This is a genomic window from Ensifer sp. WSM1721 (genome assembly GCF_000513895.2).
In the GTDB taxonomy this organism is placed as follows: domain Bacteria; phylum Pseudomonadota; class Alphaproteobacteria; order Rhizobiales; family Rhizobiaceae; genus Sinorhizobium.
Genome location: NZ_CP165782.1, coordinates 2,334,315 through 2,355,266, shown reverse-complemented (window position 1 = coordinate 2,355,266; position 20,952 = coordinate 2,334,315). Strand labels below are relative to the sequence as shown.

The window sequence follows — 20,952 nt, the reverse complement described above, 5'->3', positions numbered from 1 at the left end:
GTAAGCCGGCGATGACCAGCTTTCCGAGCGCCTTTCGGCAGTGGCCGGAGGGGTTTTGATGAATACCGCCGTATCTCCAGCCGTCAGGCAGTATTTCACTTCCATCCGGGCCGCTCTGGCGGGGCTTGAACTCTTCCTCGGCGACCGCAATTCGCCGCTCTACCGCAACACGGTCGTCGGTGAGGTCATCGTTCCCTATCTTGCCCGGCTGAAGGCCTCGATCGCCTGCTGGGAAAATCGCATCGGCTTTGTCGAGCATTTTCGGATCTCGCGTGCGGAGAGCGGGTTCCCGGTTTTCCAGAACGTCCTGGAGCTCGAAAACGACCGGCAGAGCGCGGAGAAGCGACTGGCAAGCATCCCTTCCGCCGATGCGCTGCGCGAGGAGATGGTGGACTTCATTCTGCGGCAGAAGGCCTTTCCGGAGGCACTGCAGGCCCGCATGGCGGAGAGGCTCTATCTGGAGCAGATAGGCAAGGGCGAAATCTTTTCGCCCTTTGTTCTGCCGGAGACGATCCGGGTCGCCGTCAATCCGAAGACGATGCGGGCCTATTACGTCGTTTCCTGGGGCGCCTTCGACGGCAGCCAGGCGCTGCCGATGGTCTATATGGCGACGATCGAAGATTCTTCGGAAAACATCGTGGAGATGCTGGTCACCGAAGACGGCAAGCTCAACCCGGAGGTCGAGATCCCGCTTCCGGTCGGCGGCCTGCTCAATCCGGAGCTGGCCAGCCGCTTCGACGATTTCGCCTCCAAGAACAGCGCCTATTCGCTGACGCCGGTGACGATCGCCACCAATCTCGACAAGGATTTCCCGGAGCTGCATCCGAAGCAGCTTCGCCGCATCGTGCTCGGACCCTTCTATTCGGCCGGGATCACGGAGAATAATGCCAGGATCAACGACATCCTCTCCCGGGTGCGCAAGACGGAAAATGCCTGGCTTCTGACCTGGACGGTGCAGGAGGTTTTCTCCAAGGCGGAACGGCCGGCGAAAAGCGGCTTCTGGTCGACCACGCCGGCTCAGGAGGAATTCCATATCGACACCGCCAATCTCGATGCGGCGCGAATGGGTGTGAGTGCCTACGAGAAGCACGCACTTGTGCCACACGATGCCTATCAGGCGCTCTATGCGGCCGGCGAGACGGCCCAGGTGTTCGGCGATTACAAGGTGCATGTTATTTCCGGCAACCAGGTGGTGAGCGAGGTTTGATCCATGACGTTGAACGCGGGCCTCACGACGTTGCACGAGGACGACATCGCCAAGCATCAGGCGGTCGCGCAGAGCCTCGTCACCAAACTGGTTGTTCTCGAGCGGGACGACGCCCCCACAGGCACACCGATCGCCGGTACGGGCCGGCGTTTCGTGTCGACCGTGTCGACCGGCGGGCAGCGCCGCACGCATGAGGTCGAACTCGCCCGCACCGTTCAGGCCGTGCGCGGCGCCGATCCGCTGCTTTCGCCGGCGCAGCATGCCGTCCTCTACCGGACTCGGCGCGGCATCCAGGTGGCGCTCGCCGTCGCCGATGTCTTCGCGCGGCAGACGAGCCTCGAGCAGCTGCAGGCACGCAATGTAAGCGCACCGTTGACGGGCGAGGATGCGGGCCACTTCAAGGCGCTGCTATCGGCATCGGCCTATATCGCCGCCTTCACGCTTGCCGCCTATATCGGCGCGACGCTGCAGGGGGAGGGGGAGCCGATCGACGATGCCGCGGAACCGGACTTCCTCTTCGATACGCCGCAGGACGCGCTGAAAAGCATGGTCGCTGGCCTCGACCGCACCATCGCCGGCGCGCCGGACGACCTTGCGCTCACCGCGCGGGCGCGGGCCTTCTGCCGCGTCGCGATCGAGGGCCTGATCGCCCGCAAGGCGCGCTTCACCGGGCTGCAGAATTTCGAGAACGTCCACATCCGGCTCGACCAGGATGACTTCACGCTGAACGGTTTCGATGTCGCGCCCGGGCAGAAGCGTAAACCCCTGGTCATGACCTTCAAGAAGCCCGAGGAGATCATCGGCAACCACATTGCCAAGCACCAGGCGCTGAAGCTTGCGAAGATGCTGATGGCCTATGATTTCGACCGGCAGATGAATCCGTTCGTCGAACTCGGCGGTTTCCTCTTCACCTTCATCGGCGACGGCATGCCCGGCACCGGCAAGACGATCCTGATCCAGATGCTTGCCGGCATGCTCCACGACTATTGCGGTGTCGCTGGCTACCCCTTCCATTACGAGAACTTCGGTGTCGACCAGATTTCGTCCTATCAGGGCAAGTCGGGTCAGAACTGCAAGGAGTTCGTCAACAACGTGATGAACCCGCGGGCGATCGGCTTTGGCACGATCGACGATGTGGACCAGGTGGCCGCGAAGCGTTCCGATGACCGCGCGTCTGCCGGCCAGCACGAGGTGACGGCGGTGCTGATGGAGAGTTTCGCCGGCGCCTCGACCGTCGTGCGTGGCAACTGCACTTTCGGCATGTTCTCGAACCACCCGGAGAATGTGGACGATGCGCTGCGCCAGCGGGCCGGCGCGCGTTGGCTGGTCGACGGGCCGCAGACGGAGGCGGACTACATCGACATCTTCGCGCTGCTCGTCGGCAAGAATCACAAGATTCCGCTTGGGCAACACGAACTCTATGCCGGACAGGAGATCAAGCGGGCCGTCTCTCAATCCTACTCTGCGCATGCGCGGCCGCAGGAGGAGGGGTTGGTCGCTGTCTGGGAGCGCTACGAGAAGGAGAAGGGCAAGATCGCCACGCTTGCCGACGTCGGCGCCTATCTGCACATGATCAAGGAGGCGGAACCCCGCTTCACCGGCCGGGCGATCAGGAACATCACGGACGCGATCAAGATGCGCGCCATGGACGTCGAATTGCCCGACGACTGGTTCAAGGATGCGGGCTCCTTCATGCACAAGTCCTACGACGAGAAGAAGGGGATGATCGAGGAACTGCGCGGCCCGATCACGATCGAGATGGTGCTGCAAGAAATCAATCGCTATGCCGACAGCGAATTCCGCTACACCGACAAGACCGACGATGCCGCCGTCGCCGACATCATCCGCCGCGAGCGCCAGCGCGAGAAGGCGATCCGAGAGATCGAGACGATGAAGCGCGATGGCAGGTGGCAGGCATGATCAAAGAGAATACTGCCGCATGAAGCGCCTCCTCGAAGCGGAACTCATCTACGGACGGCTGCTCGACATTTCCGAGCCGCACCTCATCGCACGCTACAACAAGGCGCTGGAAGGCTTCGGTCTCCGACCGACGGCGCTCGAGCGGTTCAGCATCGACATGACCGGCTTCTCGCCGGAAATCGCCGAGGAACTGGGAGACCGCGATTATCTCGACCCGAACCGGGTCAATCGGCGCTTCATCATCCTGACGCCCGCGCAGGCGGAACTGCCGGTCGTTCACACGAGCTTTTCCAATACCGCGGCGCTGATGCATGAATTCTTCAACGCGAACAGTCGCGCGATCAATGCGGTCACGATCAAGGACGCGCTTTATGGCGAGATCGAGGATTCGGTGTCCGTCATCGAGGACATCGACGATCTTCTGTCGATCAACGAGGTGCGCTTCCGGGTGCTCTCCGCCGAGGACATGCTCGGCAAGGCGACGGAGCTTCGTGAACTGATCGACCGGCTGAAGAAGGTGCCTAATGCCTGGGCCGATGATGCGATGCTCGAGCGGATGGTGGAACTCGCCAAGACGACCGGCGACATCCGGCAGAACGCGCTCGTCCCGGAAGAACTCGTCTTCCGGCATGAGGCCTACTGGGCCAATCACTTCGGCGGCGTTTACGTTTTCCTGGACGAGAAGACGACGACGGTGATCTGCGATCCCTCGGTTCCGGGCTTCCGGCGGTCCAGGCCGTGGCAGGTAAGCTATATCGCCATCACCGATCACGCCCGCATCTACGATTTCCTGGCGACGACAAATCGCCTGCAACTGCCGCAGGCATCCTGGGTGCAGGAATCCGGTCTTTTCCAGCATCGCGCCGATATGGTCATTCGCGGGCTGATCAACGAGGCCGACGCGACTGCCGATCTGATGAATGCCGACCGGATATGGCTGCAGACCTGGATTCACCGCAATGCGGCGCTCGTCGCGCGCGACGGGATCTATCCCTTCCTTCAGGAAATGTCGCGGGCGATCGCGGCCACGGGCACGATCAGCATGCCGGAGGTGGCGCCGGAAAATCGTTTCCTGCTCGTCCGGGCAGCGCCGCGGCATCCGGATCAATGGCTGGTCAACCGCCTGATATCGCAACTTACCCCCCGCGATTTCGTCTCGCGTTTCGTCTTCGACAAGCAGGGCTTCTATGATGCTTACGAGCGCTACAGCGAAAAGTTCCGCGAATATGTTGTTGCGACCCTGACCGACACATATCTCAAGGATAAGGCCGCCTTCCGCCACAAGCTTTACGGTCTCACAGAGGAATAGAAAATGTTCGATCCGATCGTTGCGTTCTTCCAGCGTGTTTTTGCGGCGGTCGGCCGTGGCATCGGGCTGGCGGTAGCGTGGCTTCTCTGGCCCTTCGTCGCGCTCGGCAATTGGTACCGGGGGCGTAGCTGGATCATCAAGGGGCCGCTAGCCCTGATCCTTCTGGGACTCATCCTCTTCTATGGTTACTTCATCTGGCAGACGCAGGCCTGGACCAATTTCGATCCGGATTACGTCGATCGCTACAAACTTGCCGAGCGCAAGACGCCGGCCGGCTCGCCGGTCAGCGGCCCGGGCGCGACGACGGGACAATCCGGTGCTGCCGCAACCGCCAGCCAGGCTGCCGCGGCGGGTCCGTCGAGCGCGGACAACACCACGGAGGCCCTTGCGGTGGCGCAGCTTCCGGCTGGAACGGTTTGCCAGACCTCGGCCGTCGTCGATGTCGCGGCCGATCTGATCGATCTCAACGTCAACCAGAATGCCTGGATATCCTCGATGCTCGCCTACAAGCTCGGCCTCTTCGGGCTCGATTGGGACGATACGCCCTGGCTCGACAACAAGGCGTCGTTCCAGCGCGGTGTCAACCAAGCGGTGCGTCGAACGGCGGTCGAACTCGTCGATTCGCTCGGTCGCGTTCGCGGCACGTCCGGCGTCAACAACGACCTGCAGAGCGCGCGCGGCAACATCCAGTTCGACGAGGAAACCTGGTATTTCGGCCTCAATCCCTTCGGCCCGAAAACTCCGACGCCGAGCTTCTATCGGGCGGCTATGCGCGATTTCCGGAAGTTCAACGTGTCGCTCGGCAAATGCGAGGCGATTTTCGACGGCCGGTCCGACAATATGGTGGAGTTCCTCGACCGCGTCGCCAACGATCTCGGCAATACGTCAGCGATCATCCGCGAGCGTTCGGAATTCCACAATGGCGGCTGGTTCGACACGCGCGCCGACGATCGCTTCTGGTTCGCCTTCGGCCAGCTCTACGGCTATTACGGCATCCTGTCGGCCGCCGGCGCGGATTTCGAGAACGTCGTCACGCAACGCGGTCTGACGCCGATCTATACGGAAACGCTGAGGCAGCTTCGCGCCGCGTTGCGCATTCAACCGCTCATCATATCGAATGGCCGCGAGGATGGCTGGATCATGCCGACGCATCTTGCCACCATGGGCTTCTATATCCTTCGCGTCAGGTCCAATATCGTGGAGATGCGCGACATTCTCGCCCGCTGACGAGTGGACCATAAAAAGCTCATAGAGACGGATGCGGCGCACTCCGCGGGAGGCGGAATGCGCAGATCAAAAAAGGGGGGAGAGCCATGGGGGAGGTCAAGTCGGACATCGAGATCGCGCGTGCCGCGAAGAAGAAGCCGATCATGGAGATCGGCGCCAAGCTCGGTATTCCGCCGGAGCATCTGCTTCCCTACGGCCATGACAAGGCGAAGGTGAGCGCGCAGTTCATCGCGGCGCAGAAGGAAAAGAGGAACGGCCGCCTCATCCTCGTGACGTCGATCAACCCGACACCGGCCGGCGAGGGCAAGACGACGACCACGGTCGGTCTCGGCGATGGTCTCAACCGTATCGGCAAGAGGACGATCGTCTGCATCCGCGAAGCGTCGCTCGGCCCGTGCTTCGGCATCAAGGGGGGTGCTGCCGGCGGCGGCTATGCTCAGGTCGTGCCGATGGAGGACATCAACCTTCATTTCACCGGTGATTTCCACGCGGTCACCGCCGCACATAACCTGCTCGCGGCGCTGATCGACAACCACATCTATTGGGGCAACGAGCAGGCCATCGACATCCGCCGCATCGCTTGGCGGCGGGTGATGGACATGAACGACCGGGCGCTGCGCCAGATCATCGGTTCGCTGGGCGGCGTCGCCAACGGCTACCCGCGCGAGACGGGATTCGACATCACCGTCGCCTCGGAGGTGATGGCGATCCTGTGTCTCGCAATGGACATTCAGGACCTCGAAAAGCGTCTCGGCAACATCATCATCGGCTACCGGCGCGACAAGAGCCCGGTCTATGCCCGCGACATCAAGGCGGACGGGGCGATGGCCGTCCTCCTGAAGGATGCTATGCAGCCGAACCTCGTGCAGACGCTCGAGAACAATCCGGCTTTTGTCCACGGTGGGCCCTTCGCCAACATCGCCCATGGCTGCAATTCGGTGGTGGCGACGGCGACGGCGCTGAAGCTTGCCGACTATGTGGTGACCGAGGCCGGCTTCGGCGCCGATCTCGGCGCGGAGAAATTCTTCGATATCAAGTGCCGCAAGGCCGGTCTCAAGCCGGATGCCGCCGTCGTCGTCGCCACCGTGAGGGCGATCAAGATGAACGGCGGCGTCAAGAAGGAGGATCTGGGGCGCGAGAATCTCGATGCGCTCAGGAAGGGATGCGCCAACCTCGGCCGGCACGTCCAGAACGTCAAGAAATTCGGCGTGCCGGTGCTGGTCGCGATCAATCATTTCACCTCCGACACGGAGGCCGAGATTCAGGCGATCAAGGATTACGTCAGAACGCTCGGCTCGGAGGCGGTCCTCTGCACGCACTGGGCTGACGGCTCGGCCGGAATCGAGGAACTTGCTCACAAGGTCGTCGAGCTCGCCAATGCGGGCCATTCGCAGTTCTCGCCGCTTTATCCGGACGACATGCCGCTCTTCCACAAGATCGAGACGATCGCCAAAGACATCTATCACGCGAGCGAGGTCATCGCCGACAAGGTGGTGCGGGACCAGCTCAGGACCTGGGAGGATCAGGGTTACGGCTACCTGCCGATCTGTGTGGCGAAGACGCAATACTCCTTCTCCACCGATCCGAACCTGCGCGGCGCGCCGACCGGCCACGCCGTGCCGATCCGCGAGGTGCGGCTTGCGGCCGGCGCCGGCTTCATCGTCGTCGTCACGGGCGAAATCATGACGATGCCGGGCCTGCCGAAGGCGCCGTCTTCCGAGAAGATCCGCCTCAATGAACAGGGTCTGATTGAGGGACTGTTCTGAAGCCTTTAGCTACGATCAGAGCGAGCTCGAAACTGATTGTTGCGGCAACGACCGGCTATCACGAGAAATGGCATCTCCAAAACTGCTTGGGGTGGCACCCCCCTCTGCCCGTCCGGGCATCTCCCCCACAAGGGGGAGATTGGCAAGATGCGCGCTCCCCGCTTCCTCTCCTCCGACGAGGCAACCGTACTAACAGAGGCCGCAATGGTGCACAGCGGTGCCTCCTTCGATCTCCCCCCTTGTGGGGGAGATGCCCGGCAGGGCAGAGGGGGGTGTCTCCATCCGCATCAAGAGTTTCGCCGTCGCGTTTCAGCCGAGGCCGACGATATAGTCGGCTTTGCCGATCGGCACGCCCCTGTGGCGGAGGATGGCGTAGGCGGTGGTGACGTGGAAATAGAAGTTCGGCAGGACGAACTTCGTGAGGTAATCCTCGCCGCTGAGCGTCGTCTTGAAGCTTGGGAAGCTGAGCGTCACTTCGCGGGTCTCGCTGCCGTCGAGGTCCTCGGGCTTGACCGCCTCGAACAATGCAAGCGTCTTGGCGATGCGCTCGCGCAAGTCGGCAAAGGTCCGTTCTTCATCCGGAAAGCGCGGCACGTCGAGCGTCGTCAGCCGCGCGATGGCGTTCTTGCTGGTGTCGCTTGCCCGCTGAATCTGGCCTGCCAGCGGCAGCATGTCGGGCGCAAGCCGTGCATCGAAGAGCTCGGCAAGCGGAAGGCCGGCCTCCGAGGCGAAGGTCTCGGCTTTGTCGAGAAGGCCGCTGAGGGCGGAAAAGCCGCGGGTGAAGGCCGGCACGGAAAGCGTAAACATAGTCAGCGGCATAAAATTCTCCTCGAGTACGGGCGATTGCAGTCAAGCGACACTTTCGGCTTGTCGCCGTTGTGCCGCTCCATAGATCGTGCCGATCGCCGATGGTTTCAATTGAGGCTGGCGACATTTCCGACCACCGCGAGGGACTTCGGGCGTTTCCTTCACCGGTCTTGCAGGGAGAAGGTGCCGGCGGCGGATGAGGGAGTTCCGCGGCCCATCGCGCTCTATCGGCAATAGCGATACCCGTTTTTCCGCTCGATGACGTCGAGATGCAGGTGGTCTTCATGTGCCGCATCGCTGCCCGGGTCGAGCACCGTCGTGAAGTAGAGGCAGGCAGAGGCCGTGACCGCACGCTGGAACGCGCCGGCCATCGTGCCATCTTCATCCCGCGGCTGAATCTCGATGATCTTGCCGTCTGCGAGAGTGAAGGAGGCGATGTCGACCGCATTGCCGCGGGCGTGCTCGGAGATCTTGCCGGTGGTGCCGTTGTTCCTCAGGCGACAGACATAGGTGGAGGCCTGGTTCAGGGCGGCAATACGGGTGTCGGGTCCGAAAGCAGCTTTGGCGGCCGGAGTGGCGGTCTCCTTGGTCCAGCGAGCAAGCGCCAAGGCCGTTTCGCAGCGCATGATGCCCTCAGGCTTCAGGGCCACGTCCGGCAGTATGGCACTGACATCGATCGGCTTGTCGATGCCGCAGCCCTTACCGTCATCGATGCGGTCGGCCTCGGCAAAAGTGCTGCCGAGCGACCTGAGCGCGGAAAGACAGGACGCATATGCTTGCGGGTCTTCCTTCTCGATCTCGACGACCGGCACGGCATCAAGAGCATCATCTTTCCAGCCCGGGGGTAGCTCTCGCCCACTCCGGGCGTTGATCTCGCCCTCGCCGGTCTCATTCGCGCGGGGTATCGCGGGCCGCGGCGTTGGCGTCGGCTGATCGCCATCCGTTGCGGGCCTCGGTACCGGTAGCGGTCCCTCCATCGGCAGGGTCGCTCCTGAAAGAACGAAGGTGGAGAGCAGTAACATTCCGGTGACGCGGCGCATGCAGGTCCTCCTATTCCGTACAGCGCCGCGCTTCTGAACAGACGCGCAAAAAGATCGCTGTAACATTTCGAACCGCTGCATGCCTCCGTCCTTAGATCGATTTCGATTTAAGGCAGGATGCGGTGGCGGCCAGAACGGCGAAACGCGCGAAGAAACAATCCTGTTTCAAAATGTGCTGAAACTGAGGACGAGGCCTTCGATCGTCGGAAAACTGTGTCGGCTTCGCCCCTCAATTTATATTGACTTTTACACTCATGTTTTTTATGTGGCCTAAAGAAGGCGGCGGGAAGTCCGTCTTCCCAATTCCCGACGCCTGCCCAGCCAGCCCTTGAGTTCGCCGCTCAACAGCAAGCCCGGCCAACATCTCAAAAGGACTGGTCCATGCTCAACCGGCATCATCGCCTGGCTCTTCTCGCGTGCACGGCATTCGTCACTCTAGCCGGAACAACGGTTTCCTTCGCGCAATCGGCAGACGGGGTGGCCGCCGCCGCTGAAAAACAGGGCCGCGTGACGGCGCTGAAGAAGCTGACCATCAAGGATGGAGAGAAGGAGGGCGTGGCCGATACGCCGCTCGCGGAGCGGGTTACCGAAGAAGAACTCGACGACAACCAGATATCGAGTTTCGAAGATCTGGGAAGAAGTCTCGAGCCGGGCGTGAACTTCAACCGTACGAGCGGAAGCGTCAACATTCGCGGCCTCGAAGGGCCTCGCGTGCTGACCACGATCGACGGCATTCCGATCCCCTTCCTCGACGACGGCGCGCGCGATGCCGACGGTGGCATCGACAGCTTCGACTTCGCAGCGCTCTCTACGATCGACATCGTGCGCGGCACCGATTCCAGCCGGGCTGGCGGCGGCGCGCTCGCGGGAGCGGTGGTCCTGCGCACCCTTGAGCCAGAGGACCTGATCGGCGAAGGTAGAACCTGGGGCGGCATATTCAAGTTCGCCTATGACGGCGAAGACGACAGCCTCGGCGGCTCCGCTGCCGTCGCAGCGCGCTACGACAATACGGCGGTCCTGTTCCAGGGCGGCTACAAGAAGGGGCATGAGCGGAAGAGCAACGGCGAGGTCGGCGGCTATTCCATGACCCGTACTGAGGCTGACCCGGCCGACTACGACCAGAACAACCTTCTGTTCAAGATCCGGCAATACACCGACAGCGGCCATACTTTCGGCTTCACTGCCGAGCGCTTCGATCGCGACAAGGATATCGATTTCATGTCCGGCCAAAGCCTCACCGGCAATTACCGGCCAGGCAACTACGACAAGCTCGACAACACCCGGCGCGAGCGCCTGTCGCTCGACTATGATTTCGAGGCCGTTGACGATGGTGCTTGGTTCGACAGCGCCTCGGCCGTTGTCTATTGGCAGAGGCTGCTTAGGGAAAACGGTATCGATGCCTACCGCAGCACGTCGGTCATCGGCGAGTATTCACGGCTCAACGAAGCCGAGGAGGAAAGTTTCGGCGCCAGCGGTTACGTCGACAAGTTCTTCGATACCGGTTTCCTGCAGCACAAGGTTACGCTTGGCGGCGACTTTGCCTTCGGGAAACTCCATCAATATTCCTCGGGTGAGGATAGCTGCGACACAACGCCGAGCCCTACCTGCAACTTCCTGCATACGAACCAGTCGGACAGCCCCGACGTCGACAGCAAGAAGTTCGGCATCTACCTGCAGGATCGCATCTCGATCGGCGATGGCCCGTTCGCGCTGACGCCGGGCCTCCGCTTCGACTGGTACGATTATTCGCCTCAGAACACCGCCGCCTATATGCGCAATCCCAATTATGATGGCCTGCCGCCCGGCCAGAGCGACTATGCCCTGTCGCCGAAGCTGCTTGCGACCTATCAGGCAGCCGAACAGGTCGAGCTTTTCGCACAATGGGCGATGGCTTTCCGGCCGCCGACGGCTGAGGAACTCTATTTGAATTACGGTGCACCGGGCAGCTATTTGCAGATCGGCAATCCCGATCTGAAGCCGGAAACGAGCCACGGCTTCGAGGTCGGGGCGAACCTCGGCGACGATGACTTCGGCGGCCGCGTCGGTGCATTCTATAACAGGTACAAGAACTTCATTGATCGGATCAGCTATCGCGATCCGACGGGCACGTATCCGCTCGGTATCACCGAGGCAATCAATCGCGCCAACGTCTCCATTCACGGGGTCGAGGTGTCAGGCCACAAAGTTTTCGCCAACGGCGTCCATGTGCGCACCGCGCTCGCCTATGCCTACGGTAGGGATCTGGACACCGACGAGGCGCTGGGTTCAGTGCCTCCGCTGAAGGGAGTCCTCGGTGTCGGCTATGCCACGGAAACCTGGGGAGCCGACGTCATCCTGACGGCTGCGATGGCCGTTTCGGATAAGTCGACCAACACTTTCAAGGCGCCGGGCTACGGCATCGTGGATGTCACCGGCTGGTGGCAGTCGGAACAGATGCCGGGTCTGAGGGTGAATGCCGGTGTCTACAACATCTTCGACAAGACCTATTGGGATGCGGTTAACACGCAGAACGCGTTCACCCAGCCGCGGGACTATTATTCCGAGCCGGGCCGGACCTTCAAGATCTCGCTGACGCAGCGCTTCTGAGCGGTGCGGTACATCCCTTCAAGCGAAAGGGCGGCTCTCGCCAGCCGCCGTTTCCATCGTCTTTTCCCGCTTGCTAAGACCCGCAAGGCACGCTAACACTTTCGCCCATGGCAAACACGCAGAACATTTCGATCTGGTGGTGGGCTCGCTGAGGCGGCCTTGACCAGTCATGCGTGATTGAGACATGAAGCCGCCCGGAGATTTCGAGGCGGCTTTTTTCGTATTCGGGCCGCGTGGAAAGACCGGGCTTTTACGGAGCGAGATGAATGGCAGCGGTAATTCTGGAAGACGGCTCGGAGAGTTACACCACGAAGGGGGGCATCGTCGTTACCCGCAGGCGGCGCGACGCCTCCTACGCTGACGCGATTGCCGGTTATGTCGACAAGCTCGACGAGCGGCGTGGCGCGGTCTTCTCCTCCAATTACGAATATCCCGGCCGCTACACCCGCTGGGACACAGCCGTCGTCGACCCGCCGCTTGCCATCTCCTCCTTCGGTCGCTCGCTCTGGATCGAAGCGTATAACGGCCGCGGCGAGGTGCTGCTGGCGCTGATTGCCGAGCATCTGAAAACCGTCGCCGACATCACGCTCGGTGCACTCACCGTCCGCCGCCTCGATCTCACCATCAACGAGCCCGACCGCGTCTTCACCGAGGAAGAGCGGTCGAAGATGCCGACCGTCTTCACGGTTCTGCGCGCAGTGACGAACCTCTTCCACTCGGAGGAGGATTCGAGCCTCGGTCTCTACGGCGCCTTCGGCTACGATCTCGCCTTTCAGTTCGACGCGATCGAACTGAAGCTGAAGCGCCCCGACGACCAGCGCGATATGGTCCTCTTCCTGCCGGACGAAATCCTGGTCGTCGATCATTACGCGGCCAAGGCTTGGATCGACCGCTACGATTTCGCAAAGGGTGGCCTTTCGACCGAGGGTAACGCGGCGGATATAGCTCCCGAGCCGTTCCGCAGCGTCGACAGCATCCCGCCGCACGGAGACCATCGTCCGGGCGAATATGCCGAACTCGTCGTGAAGGCCAAGGAGAGTTTCCGGCGCGGCGACCTCTTCGAAGTGGTGCCGGGGCAGAAGTTCTATGAGCGATGCGAGAGCCGCCCCTCGGAGATTTCCAACCGCCTGAAGGCCATCAATCCGTCGCCCTATTCCTTCTTCATCAACCTCGGCAACCAGGAATATCTCGTCGGCGCCTCGCCCGAAATGTTCGTGCGCGTGTCCGGCCGCCGCATCGAGACCTGCCCGATCTCCGGCACGATCAAGCGCGGCGACGATCCGATCGCCGACAGCGAACAGATCCTGAAGCTTCTGAACTCGAAGAAGGACGAGTCCGAGCTCACCATGTGTTCGGACGTCGACCGCAACGACAAGAGCCGTGTCTGCGTGCCGGGTTCGGTGAAGGTGATCGGCCGGCGCCAAATCGAGATGTATTCGCGGCTGATCCACACGGTCGACCATATCGAAGGGCGGCTGCGCGACGACATGGACGCCTTCGACGGATTCCTGAGCCACGCTTGGGCAGTCACCGTCACCGGCGCGCCGAAGCTCTGGGCGATGCGCTTCATCGAGAACCATGAGAAGAGCCCGCGTGCCTGGTACGGCGGCGCGATCGGCATGGTCGGCTTCAATGGCGACATGAACACCGGGCTGACGCTGCGCACGATCCGCATCAAGGACGGGATCGCCGAGGTGAGGGCGGGCGCGACGCTGCTCTATGATTCCAGTCCGGAAGAAGAAGAAGCCGAAACCGAACTGAAGGCCTCCGCCATGATTGCAGCCATCCGCGACGCGAAATCCGCCAACAGCGCCAACGCGGCGCGCGACGTCGCCGCCGTCGGCGCCGGTGTCAACATCCTGCTCGTCGACCACGAGGACAGCTTCGTCCATACGCTCGCGAACTATTTCCGCCAGACGGGCGCGACGGTGACAACGGTGCGCACGCCGGTCGCCGAGGAGATCTTCGACCGGGTGAAGCCGGACCTCGTCGTGCTTTCGCCCGGCCCCGGTACCCCGAAGGACTTCGACTGCAAGGCGACGATCAAGAAGGCGCGGGCGCGCGACCTTCCGATCTTCGGCGTCTGCCTCGGCCTACAGGCGCTTGCGGAAGCCTATGGCGGCGATCTTCGCCAGCTCGCGATCCCGATGCATGGGAAGCCTTCGCGAATCCGCGTGCTGGAACCCGGCATCGTCTTCTCGGGCCTCGGCAGGGAGGTGACGGTCGGGCGTTATCATTCGATCTTCGCCGACCCATCCAACCTGCCGCGCGAGTTCATGATCACGGCCGAAAGCGAGGACGGCACGATCATGGGCATCGAGCACATGAAAGAGCCGGTAGCGGCCGTGCAGTTCCATCCGGAATCGATCATGACGCTTGGCGGCGACGCCGGCATGCGCATGATCGAGAACGTGGTGGCGCATCTTGCCAAGCGAGCGAAAGTCAAGGCGGCCTGACACCTGAATTCACGGCTGCTTGCGAGACCGTTTGGACGAGAATGCAGATCGGCGATAAGCCCCTTTGACAAGACGGTCGTTATTGCCCATATGGTTCACGAAAATCCGCCTGCGCGAAAACCCGCGCGGGCGGTTTTGCGTTTGAATGGGCATGCATTTGCAACTCGTTTGCATCTGCACGAGGAATGAAGATGGCCGCATCCGACAATCGAACAGTGCTGAGGCTCGCCTTCTGGGGCATACCGCTTTCGCTCGGTGTGATGGCGCTGAAGATGCTCGCCTGGTGGGTGACCGGTTCCGTGGCGCTGTTGTCGGACGGACTGGAGTCGATCGTCAATGTGATTGCCGCAGTAATCGCTTATGCGATGATCGGCTATGCGGCGAAGCCCGCCGATGCCGGCCACCCGTTCGGGCATCACAAGGCGGAGTATTTTTCCGCCGTCATCGAAGGCGTGCTGATCGTCGTGGCCGCACTGCTGATCCTAAGTGAGGCGATCCCCGAGATCATGGCGCCGCGGCTCTTGAACGCACCGGCGCTCGGTCTTGCGATCAATTTCGGTGCCGGAATCGTCAACGCGATCTGGGCCTATGTGCTGATCCGGGCGGGAAGGGTGCATCGCTCTCCGGCCCTGAGCGCCGATGGGCATCATATTCTCTCTGACGTCGTAACCTCCGCTGGCGTGCTCGTCGGCCTTCTTCTTGCCATCGCCACCGGCTACGCGGTGCTTGACCCTCTGCTCGCGATTGTCGTCGCCGGCAATATCCTGTTGCAGGGCTGGAAAGTGATCTCGCGTTCGATCGACGGGCTGATGGACAAGGCCGTTCCGGCGAAGGAGGAAGAGGCGATTAAGCAGGCGATCGCCGCCAATGCCGGCGGCTCGCTCGGCGTTCACGACCTCAAGACGCGGCAGGCGGGGCCCGCGACTTTCGTGGATTTTCACATGGTCGTGCCGGAGGCGATGCCGGTGGGCGATGCGCATGATATATGCGACCGCATAGAGGACGCCATCCGCGCCGTTCATCCGGGCGCGAGGATCGCCATCCATGTCGAGCCGGAAGGCGAAAAGGCGCACGGTGTGCGCGTTAAGGTCAGCAGTGGAGCATCACGGAAATGACGAAGACAGACGTATCAGGACTTTCACAACTAGGGGCAAAGGTCGATCTGCCGCAAAGCCCGGAGGAGGCGGTGCTCGAAAGGGTTCCGAGCAGCCACGCCGGCACGGATTTCGTCGTCCGCTTCACCGCCCCGGAATTCACTTCTCTCTGCCCGATGACCGGGCAGCCGGACTTCGCCCACATCGTCATCGACTATGTGCCGGATGGCTGGCTGGTCGAATCGAAGTCGCTCAAGCTGTTTCTGCATTCCTTCCGCAACCACGGCGCTTTCCACGAGGATTGCACGATCGAGATCGCCAAGCGGCTGGTGTCGCTGCTTTCGCCGAAGTGGCTGCGGATCGGTGCCTACTGGTATCCGCGCGGCGGCATCCCGATCGACGTCTTCTGGCAGACGGGCAACCCGCCGGAGGGCGTCTGGCTGCCGGACCAGGGCGTTCCGACCTATCGCGGGCGGGGGTGATGGCGCTTGCCTAGGCCGCTTTCATGAGCGAGCGAGATCTTGCCGCCGAAAGGCTGCTCCCGACATTGCCAGCAGGCAGGGAGTGGGTGCCGGTCCGCCACGGAGAATCCGGCGACCGCGTCTATCGCCGCAGCGACGGCGCCGCCTATGCGAAAATCGCGAGTGGCAATGCTGCGGCGCTGCTCGAGGGAGAGCGTGATCGTGTTGCGTGGCTTGCGCCATTCCGCATAGGCTCGCCAACCGTTTACGACTGGATCGCGGCAGAGCATGAGGCATATCTCGTGCTCAGTGCCATTCCGGGCGTGCCGGCAAGCGAGCTCGCCGCCCCCGACCTCAAGAAAGCATGGCCGTCGATCGCGCGGCAGTTGAAGGCGCTGCACGAATTGCCAACGGAAGCGTGCCCCTTCGAGCGGCGCCTCGCTTCGATGTTCGACCGTGCCGCGGACGTTGTCGCCCGCGGTGCAGTCAACCCGGATTTCCTCGCCCCTGAGGATATGAACGTTCCGTCGAGCGAGCTGCTTGCGGCGCTCAGGACCGAGCTGCCGAAGCGCCTGGCCGAGGAACCCGGCGACCTTGTGATCTGCCATGGCGACGCATGCCTGCCGAACTTCATGGTCGATCCGGAAACGCATCGCTGCACGGGGATCATCGATCTTGGCCGCCTCGGAACCGCGGATCGATATGTCGATTTTTCGCTTCTTCTTGGAAATGCCCGGGAAAGCTGGACCGCAACGGGTGACGCGCAGGCGGCGCGGGACTGCCTTTTCGACATTCACGGCATCTCCAATCCGGATGAAGGCCGGCTCGCCTTCTATCTTCGGCTGGATCCGCTGACCTGGGGATGATGAGGAAGGCGGTGACTCATCATCAGGCTAAAAGTGCTTTGGACAGGCCGATCTTTTCGAGGTCGGTTTCGAGTATGGGATCGAAGGCGACCTTCTTCCAAAGCATTCGGTAGCCGAGATGCTGGTAGAGCCGAAGCGCCCGTTCATTCGCTGCCGCCACGTGAATTCGAGCTTCCGTGCATCCGCGCTCGGCGATCTGCGCTTCAAGCGCGCTTATGAGGGCTGATGCGGCGCCGCGCCCTTCGAAGGCGGGGGCTACCCAGATGTCGCTGATGGTGTCGTCGGCATGCTCGCAGGCGCCGAACCCGGCGGGTTCTCCGTCGATTTCAGCGACCAGAACGCGAGAACTCAGTTCTTGCACGAACGGCAGGAACGGATTGCTTTGTCCGATCTTCACCGCAACATGCACCGGCACAAGCGGCTTTATGCCCTTGCGCCATGCCGCAAGGCCGATTTGAGCGAGAGCGTCCGCCTCATCCGGAAGGGCGGAACGGACCAGTATCATCGGGATTTCCTTTGCGAAGGGGCAGGGGCTTGCCACGGCCCCTTCGATTAGCTTCCGCGTGATCAGCCGAAGATCAACGCCGCGCCGGTCATCGCGGTCGCAGCACCGAGAATGCGAGCGAAGATGTCTCGGCCCGAAAACCGGGCGAGGCCGACGCCAAGGCTGACACCCGCGATGTGCAGCAGAGCGGTCGCGATCATGAAGCCTGCCGCAAACGGCCAGGCGCCGGCCGCTCCCAACTCCCCGCCATGGGCATGGCCATGAAAGAGCGCGAAGGCCGCGGCCACGGCCGTGGCCGCTGTCCCGCCAAGCCGGGCGGCCGTCGCGACGACAAGCCCGAGCACGACCACCGAGGCGAGGATCACCGGCTCGACGAAGGGCAGGGGAGCGCCTGCGACGGCAAGGGCAAAACCGAGCGCCATCGCTGCGACAAAGGCAGCCGGTACGGTCCAGAGCGCCCGTCCGCCGATCTGGGCGGCCCAGAGCCCGACGGCAATCATCGCCAGAACGTGGTCGGCGCCGAAAAGCGGATGGGAAAGGCCCGCCATCAGGGATCCGTGTTCGGCGGGATTGATATGGGCGAAGGCGGGTGCGGCGGAGGCGGCGAGCGCCGTGGCGGTGATAAGGATCTGTTTCTTCATTCTGGTCCCCACTGGTCGGCAGGCTCGCGAGGCGGGCTGCCTTCTGGATCACGGCCCGGGATCGTGCCGGTTCGTGAACTATTTCTGGCGGTCAAAAGCGGCTCGCAGGTGTTGCACCTTGCGCTTCCGCTTCGATGACGCGTTGATCTTATTGAGCTTTGTCCGCCTGTCCATACGGCATTTGGCGGTCTTTCGCATTTACCATGGCGAAAGCGCCGGCCGTTCGAACCCGTCTTCGCCCTGCCGTTTGCATTGTTTTCGCTGCCGAGTCGCATTATCTGACTTTGAAGGCATTTGATGAGGAGTCCGAGAATGCGGAACGACGACGAACAGGAAGAAAAAAAGACCGAATTGCCGCTCGGCAAGGAAACGGAGGCGAATCTTTTCAAGTCGCGTTCGATCTTCATCTACGGAACGATCAACCAGGAACTGGCGCAGAAGGTCTGCTCGCAGCTCGTGGCACTTTCCGCGGCCAGCGACGACGATATCCGCATCTTCGTCAACTCGCCCGGCGGCCACGTCGAGTCCGGCGACAGCATCCACGACATGATCAAGTTCGTGAAGCCGAAGGTCTGGACGATCGGCACCGGTTGGGTGGCGTCCGCGGGCGCGCTCATTTATGTCGGTCCGCCGAAAGAGCGGCGCCTCTGCCTGCCGAACACCCGTTTCCTGCTGCACCAACCGTCGGGCGGCACGCGCGGCATGGCCTCCGACATCGAGATCCAGGCGCGCGAGATCATCAAGATGAATGAGCGTTTGAACCGCATTTTCTCCGAAGCGACCGGCCAGCCCGTCGAGAAGATCGCCAAGGACACGGATCGCGACTACTGGCTCGGAGCGGAAGAGGCCAAGGCCTACGGGCTCGTCTCGCGGATCATTACGTCGATTGCGGAGATTTGACATCGAGCCTAAAGGGCACCGGCCGCGCCGGTGCCCTTTCTGACTTGAGGCGGCGCAAATATCCGCGGGTCACCTACCTTGCCCTGGCATGTGAAGCCGTGTATAGGCTTTGCCCATGACTCAGGCGAACGCACCCAAGATCGCTTCGATCTTCTCCGGACACGATGACAATCGTGCCCCTTCGCGCGCCTTCGCTTCGCTTCTTCTTCTCGGCCTTATTCGCGGTTGCCGGGTTCGCTGAGGAGCGCCCGGCGGCCGAAAAGCCTTGCCGGCACATGCTCCTCGAAATCCCAAAAACACTTAAACAAATGGCGTGGCTCCCCGCGGCACCGGCCATCGCAATATCCCTCATGATCGGCTATTGCATGCGGCAAGCTACGCTCCAGTGACGAAGAGAAGCTGCACATGATCGTGAAATCGCATCCCATCAAGGTTGGCATGCCTGAGGCGGCTGTGAAATACCAGCCCTATCCACAGATCACCCTGCCGGACCGCACCTGGCCGTCCAAGACGATCACCAAGGCGCCCATCTGGTGCTCGGTGGATCTGCGCGACGGCAACCAGGCGCTCGTCGATCCGATGGGACACGACCGCAAGGCGCGCATGTTCCATCTGCTCCTGGACATGGGCTTCAAGGAGATCGAGATCGGTTTCCCGTCTGCTTCCCAGACCGACTTCGACTTCGCCCGCTGGTGTGTCGAGGAGAGCAACGTGCCCGCCGACGTATCGCTGCAGGTACTGGTGCAGTGCCGGCCGGAACTGATCACGCGCACCTTCGAGGCGCTTGAGGGTGCGCATAGGCCGATCGTGCATTTCTACAATTCGACAAGCGAGCTGCAGCGCCGTGTCGTGTTTGGCAAGGATGTGGCCGGCATCAAACAGATCGCGACCGACGCGGCCAAGATGATCACCGACATGGCGGCGAAAGCCGGCGGCGGCTATCGCTTCGAATATTCGCCGGAGAGCTTCACCGGGACCGAGCTCGAAGTGGCCTTGGAGATCTGCAACGCGGTTATCGAGATCGTCAGGCCGACGCCGGACAACAAGCTGATCATCAACCTGCCCTCGACGGTGGAGATGGCGACGCCGAACGTCTATGCCGACCAGATCGAGTGGATGTGCCGCAATCTCGACAATCGCGAAAACCTCCTCGTCTCGCTGCACCCGCACAACGATCGCGGCACCGGTATCGCCGCCACCGAGCTGGGCCTGATGGCCGGCGCCGATCGCGTCGAAGGCACGCTCTTCGGCAATGGCGAGCGTACGGGCAATGTCGACGTGGTGACGCTGGCGCTCAACATGTTCACGCAGGGCGTCGATCCGAAGCTCGACTGCTCGGACATCGAGCGGATCAAGGAGGTCTACGAGTATTCGAACCAGATGGTCATTCCGGAACGTCATCCCTACGTCGGCGAGCTGGTCTACACCGCTTTCTCCGGATCGCATCAGGATGCGATCAACAAGGGCATGAAGGCGATAAAACAGGCCAACAAGCCGCTCTGGGAGGTGCCTTATCTGCCGATCGATCCGCGCGACGTGGGCCGCAGCTACGAGGCGATCATCCGCATCAACTCGCAATCGGGCAAGGGTGGCATCGCTTATATCCTGCAGGAGGACTACGGCATCAACCTGCCGCGCAATCTGCAGATCGAGTTCCGCGAGGACATCCAGCGGATCACCGACGAGGAAGGCAAGGAACTGCCGTCGAAGCGCATCCATCAGCGCTTCATCGAGCGCTATGTCGACCAGCCCGGCGCGCGCATCAAGTTCGTCGATCACCACACCTATCCGGTAGGCGAGCACAAGGGCCTGCGGGTCGTTGCCGCCGAGATCACCGACAGAGGCGAGACCAAGCGCATCGAGGGCAAGGGCACCGGCCCGATCGACGGCTTCATCAACGCGCTGTCGATCTATCTCGGCATCGAGCTTTCGGTTGCGGATTATTCCGAACACTCGCTGCAGCACGGCTCGAACGCCGCGGCGATCGCCTATGTGGAGGTCGAGTATCCGGGCGGCACGCTGTTCGGTGTCGGTATCAACACCAACATCGTCGCCGCGTCATTGGAGGCGATCGTCTCGGCCGCCAATCGCGTGTTGGAGGTGATGGGGAAATGAGGCGGTCCTAGTTACATGCCGCGTGCGCGGCATGATTGCCCCTCTCCTCGGG

General features: G+C 62.0%; 17 protein-coding genes. 13 read left to right on the top strand and 4 right to left on the bottom strand.

The genetic code is table 11. The features are described from left to right. The first annotated feature begins 58 nt into the window (after positions 1–58). The 5 genes from M728_RS11535 (at position 59) to M728_RS11515 (ending at position 7,429) form a co-directional block, all read left to right on the top strand. Positions 59–1,207: a hypothetical protein gene (locus M728_RS11535; protein WP_026618852.1), complete on the top strand. Its 1,149-nt coding sequence runs from the start codon at positions 59–61 to the stop codon at positions 1,205–1,207. 3 nt (positions 1,208–1,210) lie between these two features. After that, entirely contained in the window at positions 1,211–3,127 is a 1,917-nt protein-coding gene (locus tag M728_RS11530) for an AAA family ATPase (RefSeq protein WP_026618853.1), read from the top strand. Between the two features lie 19 nt (positions 3,128–3,146). Further along, positions 3,147–4,436 (top strand): DUF6638 family protein, encoded by a 1,290-nt coding sequence (locus M728_RS11525; protein ID WP_026618854.1) that lies wholly within the window; start codon positions 3,147–3,149, stop codon positions 4,434–4,436. Between the two features lie 3 nt (positions 4,437–4,439). Beyond that, positions 4,440–5,663: a DUF2333 family protein gene (locus M728_RS11520; protein ID WP_026618855.1), complete on the top strand. Its 1,224-nt coding sequence runs from the start codon at positions 4,440–4,442 to the stop codon at positions 5,661–5,663. Between the two features lie 86 nt (positions 5,664–5,749). Next, positions 5,750–7,429 (top strand): formate--tetrahydrofolate ligase, encoded by a 1,680-nt coding sequence (locus M728_RS11515; protein ID WP_026618856.1) that lies wholly within the window; start codon positions 5,750–5,752, stop codon positions 7,427–7,429. 309 nt (positions 7,430–7,738) lie between these two features. On the opposite strand, the gene M728_RS11510 is transcribed toward M728_RS11515, so the two are convergent. Continuing rightward, positions 7,739–8,248, bottom strand: coding sequence for a DUF1993 family protein (locus M728_RS11510; RefSeq protein WP_026618857.1), 510 nt, complete (start codon positions 8,246–8,248; stop codon positions 7,739–7,741). A gap of 212 nt (positions 8,249–8,460) precedes the next feature. Then, a complete protein-coding gene (locus tag M728_RS11505; protein ID WP_026618858.1) occupies positions 8,461–9,276 on the bottom strand; it encodes an extensin family protein in 816 nt (271 codons plus the stop codon). A gap of 381 nt (positions 9,277–9,657) precedes the next feature. Here M728_RS11505 and M728_RS11500 point away from each other — a divergent pair, with 381 nt between their 5' ends. The 6 genes from M728_RS11500 to M728_RS11475 all read left to right on the top strand — a co-directional run bounded on the left by M728_RS11500 (position 9,658) and on the right by M728_RS11475 (position 16,739). Beyond that, positions 9,658–11,862 (top strand): TonB-dependent hemoglobin/transferrin/lactoferrin family receptor, encoded by a 2,205-nt coding sequence (locus M728_RS11500; protein ID WP_026618859.1) that lies wholly within the window; start codon positions 9,658–9,660, stop codon positions 11,860–11,862. Between the two features lie 107 nt (positions 11,863–11,969). Continuing rightward, positions 11,970–12,014 carry a trpE operon leader peptide TrpLE gene (gene trpLE, locus M728_RS11495; protein WP_178385068.1) on the top strand — a complete coding sequence of 15 codons (45 nt, stop codon included), beginning with the start codon at positions 11,970–11,972 and terminating at the stop codon, positions 12,012–12,014. A 114-nt stretch (positions 12,015–12,128) separates the two neighbouring features. Then, positions 12,129–14,318, top strand: coding sequence for an anthranilate synthase (locus M728_RS11490; protein ID WP_026618860.1), 2,190 nt, complete (start codon positions 12,129–12,131; stop codon positions 14,316–14,318). A gap of 191 nt (positions 14,319–14,509) precedes the next feature. Further along, a complete protein-coding gene (locus tag M728_RS11485; RefSeq protein WP_026618861.1) occupies positions 14,510–15,433 on the top strand; it encodes a cation diffusion facilitator family transporter in 924 nt (307 codons plus the stop codon). Continuing rightward, positions 15,430–15,894, top strand: a complete 465-nt coding sequence (gene queF / locus M728_RS11480; RefSeq protein WP_026618862.1) for a preQ(1) synthase — start codon at positions 15,430–15,432, stop codon at positions 15,892–15,894. The genes M728_RS11485 and queF overlap by 4 nt, the downstream gene beginning before the upstream one ends. A gap of 23 nt (positions 15,895–15,917) precedes the next feature. Next, the gene (locus tag M728_RS11475; protein WP_051440807.1) at positions 15,918–16,739 is read left to right on the top strand and encodes an APH(3'') family aminoglycoside O-phosphotransferase; all 822 of its coding nucleotides are present in this window, start codon (positions 15,918–15,920) and stop codon (positions 16,737–16,739) included. A gap of 22 nt (positions 16,740–16,761) precedes the next feature. On the opposite strand, the gene M728_RS11470 is transcribed toward M728_RS11475, so the two are convergent. Together M728_RS11470 and M728_RS11465 are read right to left on the bottom strand one after the other, a co-directional pair. After that, positions 16,762–17,244 carry a GNAT family N-acetyltransferase gene (locus M728_RS11470; protein WP_026618864.1) on the bottom strand — a complete coding sequence of 161 codons (483 nt, stop codon included), beginning with the start codon at positions 17,242–17,244 and terminating at the stop codon, positions 16,762–16,764. Between the two features lie 62 nt (positions 17,245–17,306). Continuing rightward, positions 17,307–17,885, bottom strand: a complete 579-nt coding sequence (locus tag M728_RS11465; protein WP_026618865.1) for a HupE/UreJ family protein — start codon at positions 17,883–17,885, stop codon at positions 17,307–17,309. A gap of 312 nt (positions 17,886–18,197) precedes the next feature. On the opposite strand from M728_RS11465, the gene M728_RS11460 reads away from it, so the two are divergent. Then, positions 18,198–18,785, top strand: a complete 588-nt coding sequence (locus M728_RS11460) for an ATP-dependent Clp protease proteolytic subunit (protein WP_026618866.1) — start codon at positions 18,198–18,200, stop codon at positions 18,783–18,785. 405 nt (positions 18,786–19,190) lie between these two features. Continuing rightward, the gene (leuA, locus tag M728_RS11455) at positions 19,191–20,900 is read left to right on the top strand and encodes a 2-isopropylmalate synthase (RefSeq protein ID WP_026618867.1); all 1,710 of its coding nucleotides are present in this window, start codon (positions 19,191–19,193) and stop codon (positions 20,898–20,900) included. Positions 20,901–20,952: the final 52 nt, after the last annotated feature.

Coding starts and splice junctions, on each gene's coding strand:
- M728_RS11515 (WP_026618856.1), top strand. CDS start 5,750: ATGGGGGAGGTCAAGTCGGACATCGAGATCGCGCGTGCCGCGAAGAAG.
- M728_RS11525 (WP_026618854.1), top strand. CDS start 3,147: ATGAAGCGCCTCCTCGAAGCGGAACTCATCTACGGACGGCTGCTCGAC.
- M728_RS11475 (WP_051440807.1), top strand. CDS start 15,918: ATGAGCGAGCGAGATCTTGCCGCCGAAAGGCTGCTCCCGACATTGCCA.
- M728_RS11520 (WP_026618855.1), top strand. CDS start 4,440: ATGTTCGATCCGATCGTTGCGTTCTTCCAGCGTGTTTTTGCGGCGGTC.
- M728_RS11485 (WP_026618861.1), top strand. CDS start 14,510: ATGGCCGCATCCGACAATCGAACAGTGCTGAGGCTCGCCTTCTGGGGC.
- M728_RS11505 (WP_026618858.1), bottom strand. CDS start 9,276: ATGCGCCGCGTCACCGGAATGTTACTGCTCTCCACCTTCGTTCTTTCA.
- M728_RS11460 (WP_026618866.1), top strand. CDS start 18,198: ATGCGGAACGACGACGAACAGGAAGAAAAAAAGACCGAATTGCCGCTC.
- leuA (WP_026618867.1), top strand. CDS start 19,191: ATGATCGTGAAATCGCATCCCATCAAGGTTGGCATGCCTGAGGCGGCT.
- M728_RS11465 (WP_026618865.1), bottom strand. CDS start 17,885: ATGAAGAAACAGATCCTTATCACCGCCACGGCGCTCGCCGCCTCCGCC.
- M728_RS11535 (WP_026618852.1), top strand. CDS start 59: ATGAATACCGCCGTATCTCCAGCCGTCAGGCAGTATTTCACTTCCATC.
- queF (WP_026618862.1), top strand. CDS start 15,430: ATGACGAAGACAGACGTATCAGGACTTTCACAACTAGGGGCAAAGGTC.
- M728_RS11530 (WP_026618853.1), top strand. CDS start 1,211: ATGACGTTGAACGCGGGCCTCACGACGTTGCACGAGGACGACATCGCC.
- M728_RS11490 (WP_026618860.1), top strand. CDS start 12,129: ATGGCAGCGGTAATTCTGGAAGACGGCTCGGAGAGTTACACCACGAAG.
- M728_RS11510 (WP_026618857.1), bottom strand. CDS start 8,248: ATGCCGCTGACTATGTTTACGCTTTCCGTGCCGGCCTTCACCCGCGGC.
- M728_RS11470 (WP_026618864.1), bottom strand. CDS start 17,244: ATGATACTGGTCCGTTCCGCCCTTCCGGATGAGGCGGACGCTCTCGCT.
- M728_RS11500 (WP_026618859.1), top strand. CDS start 9,658: ATGCTCAACCGGCATCATCGCCTGGCTCTTCTCGCGTGCACGGCATTC.